Source organism: Vibrio jasicida CAIM 1864 = LMG 25398 (assembly GCF_000400365.1).
GTDB classification, from domain to species: Bacteria; Pseudomonadota; Gammaproteobacteria; order Enterobacterales; family Vibrionaceae; genus Vibrio; species Vibrio jasicida.
In genome coordinates, this window is record NZ_BAOG01000178.1 from 1 (window position 1) to 2,798 (window position 2,798).

General features: G+C 40.2%; 4 protein-coding genes and 1 pseudogene. All 5 read left to right on the forward strand.

The features are described from left to right. The first annotated feature begins 108 nt into the window (after positions 1-108). Positions 109-396: a hypothetical protein gene (locus VJL_RS26300; RefSeq protein ID WP_023585548.1), complete on the forward strand. Its 288-nt coding sequence runs from the start codon at positions 109-111 to the stop codon at positions 394-396. A gap of 139 nt (positions 397-535) precedes the next feature. Then, complete coding sequence (locus tag VJL_RS26305; RefSeq protein WP_038882294.1) at positions 536-1,249, forward strand: hypothetical protein; 714 nt, start codon at positions 536-538, stop codon at positions 1,247-1,249. 149 nt (positions 1,250-1,398) lie between these two features. Then, a complete protein-coding gene (locus tag VJL_RS26310) occupies positions 1,399-1,914 on the forward strand; it encodes a hypothetical protein (RefSeq protein ID WP_038882296.1) in 516 nt (171 codons plus the stop codon). A 144-nt stretch (positions 1,915-2,058) separates the two neighbouring features. Further along, positions 2,059-2,601 carry a hypothetical protein gene (locus tag VJL_RS27600; RefSeq protein ID WP_152436697.1) on the forward strand — a complete coding sequence of 181 codons (543 nt, stop codon included), beginning with the start codon at positions 2,059-2,061 and terminating at the stop codon, positions 2,599-2,601. A 134-nt stretch (positions 2,602-2,735) separates the two neighbouring features. Beyond that, positions 2,736-2,798 (forward strand): annotated as a pseudogene (locus tag VJL_RS30585) (GrpB family protein); the annotation flags it as partial.

Sequence of the window (2,798 nt, forward strand, 5' to 3'; positions counted from 1 at the left end):
TTCGCTTCATCAATGGAGTGAAAGAAATGGAGACTCATCAACAAGCTACTGCATGATCTTCCATACACCACATTTGACAATAGCTCGCACCTCTCAAAGGTTGCGCAAATGGGAACAACTACTTATCAAGATACTTTAAAGTTCAACGCGGAAGCCTCCGAGGCTGACTTTTTATTTGGTTCTGAGATCTCAGAACTGATTGCTAGTATATACAAGCAGTCAATATCGATGGCATCTTACCATGAGAGATTATATCCAAGTGATGGGAGTCAAGGTCTTCCGGTTGGTGATGAAAGGAGTGATGTAGCAGAAAAAGAGTCAGTGTTACTTCAGTGGCATATGGATACTTTAGCTAGCCTCAAGTCCACCTTTCACCCACATATGAAAATCACATAACAAACTGTTTAAGAGTGATTCGCAACGCGTGGCATTTTTACTATGCGTTGCGGTTGGTGTTTAAGGTGGTATGCGGAGGCATCGGCATTGCGTTGCTCACACCTTAACAGGGCGTTAGGCGATAGGAGAAATATTGAACATGAGAGACAAGGTTGTGCTGTTTATCGAGGCTACGACATTTTTGCTATTACTAGTAATTGGTATCGCGTGGGCTATGCAACCTTCAGGTGATTTTGAACCATACTTTGTTGTTTTTAGTCTGGTCTTTGTTGCAACAGAGATATTTCGACGCTATTTCATGCCGAGTGGGAGTAAGCATAAATTTACTCCTGCTGAGCTTGTCCAGCATCGAGAAAAACTGCGCCCAATCTTTGAAAAAGAAATATTTAGGTGTCGCCACGAGAAGCTGCGAAAAGATGCAATAATTCGACACGTTGACCGTGTAGATTCGTACCCAAATACTGATGAATCAAAGTCGGGTATATCGCCTTGGTTTAAGGTTGCTTTAGTCGACACTTACCATAAAGGAATAATGGTTATTTTGAGTGCTGAAAGGTTGTATATCCATGATGGTAAATATACTAATAAAAAAAGTAACTCTACAGAAGAGATACGAGCCTATTTAGTCGGGAAAATACCTTATGAGGACATTGAAGCAGTCAACATAGATGGTGATGAATATTATTACTTTCCTCATATCTACTGCCACTTCAGCCATAATAACGAGCCCTATGAAGAGCTCGTTTATTGCCAAGAAGTTGATATGAATAATGGTCATGTGCATTACAGTGAACTAGTATCTTTTGCTGATGTGCAGAAACAAAGTAAAGAGTTCGCTGAAAAAATCGCCTAACAAACTGTTTAAGAGTGATTCGCAACGCGTGGCATTTTTACTATGCGTTGCGTTTAGTGTTTAAGGTGGCATGCGGAAGCATCGGTATTGCGTTGCTCACACCTTAACAGGGCGTTATACCACTAATATAATAATCAAAAGGAAGTGATATGAAAAAAGTTGGTTTAGGTATGTTCTTAGGTAGTCTTCTCATCGGCTGTTCCTCTGATTATGGGTATCAAAGTGCTAGTTCTGAACCTAGAGCCATGACATACAGTGAGGCTATTTTGGGTGGGTGGCAATGTTCGTTTTCGGCTACTTATGAAGATGGTACTAGGATACAAATTGTATCTGACGACTCATTCGTTAGAAATGGCACGAGCAATAGTTTTGGTACTCTAACTATTGATGTAAATGCTGACGGTTTTGAAGAAACATTAGAATATTCCGTTTCTAGTACAGGGACATGGCATTTCGCAGAAAATGACAAATACTTAGTCACGCAGGCGAACGACATAAGGATAGTGAATATTTCACATCCGGGACTTGATGACATCTTTGATATAGATTCAATGTTCCCTGAGAATATCAGTGAATCAGCAGAAGTCTTAGATTTCACCTACGATGAAATAACACTAAGGGTAGAATCGACGAACGATACATATTCATGTACTAGACGCCAGTAGCATAACAATCTGTTTAAGAGTGATTCGCAACGCTTGGCATTTTTGCTATGCGTTGCGTTTAGTGTTTAAGGTGGTATATGGCAGCATCGGTATTGCGTTGCTCACACCTTAACAGGGCGTTAGGTTTTTTTGAGGTTGTTTTAGGTGAATCAGGATATTTATGAAATGGAGCATCGTTGTGTTGATCGTCACAATGAGCTTGCGGAGCATATTAATCGCATAAGTCAGGAGCATGCACGAATGCAAACGGATCAGAATGTTGCGATTATAAAAGAGGTCGTATCACACGCTTATGGCAAGGCAAACTCATATAGCAATGTGATTATTGCTGCTGGTTATGTAGGATTCTTTACTCTTTGGTCAAGCATTAAGAAAGATTTACCTGACTGGGCTGTTTTGTCATCAGGGGCGTTAATCTTATTGTCATTGATGGTATTCATCGGATTTGAGTTATATAAGATGATTAGTAGTGCTCTCCAAATGCGGAAAATAACGAGTAGGCTTCAATCACCGACGGTTAATACTTTGATGGAAATTCAGAGCATAGAACAACAGGTAAATTTACATAATGCTAGAGTTTGGATTTTTACCATCGTACCTACAGTAGTATCTGGCTTTTTGGCTGGATTGGTACTCCTAGTTAGTTTTCTGATTGAGTTTTTATCACCATATTTACAACAAACCTAACAAACGCTTCAAGACGGATTCGCAACGCGTGGCATTTTTACCATGCGTTGACTTTAGTGATTAAGGTGGAGTGCGGAAACTCCGCATTGCGTTGCTCACCACTTAAGCGGGCGTTATGCCTTTTGGGAGAAAATATGCAGTTTTACAAAGCAGATGAATATCAGGCATCTTGCGAAAACCTGTATCGTAAGTACGAA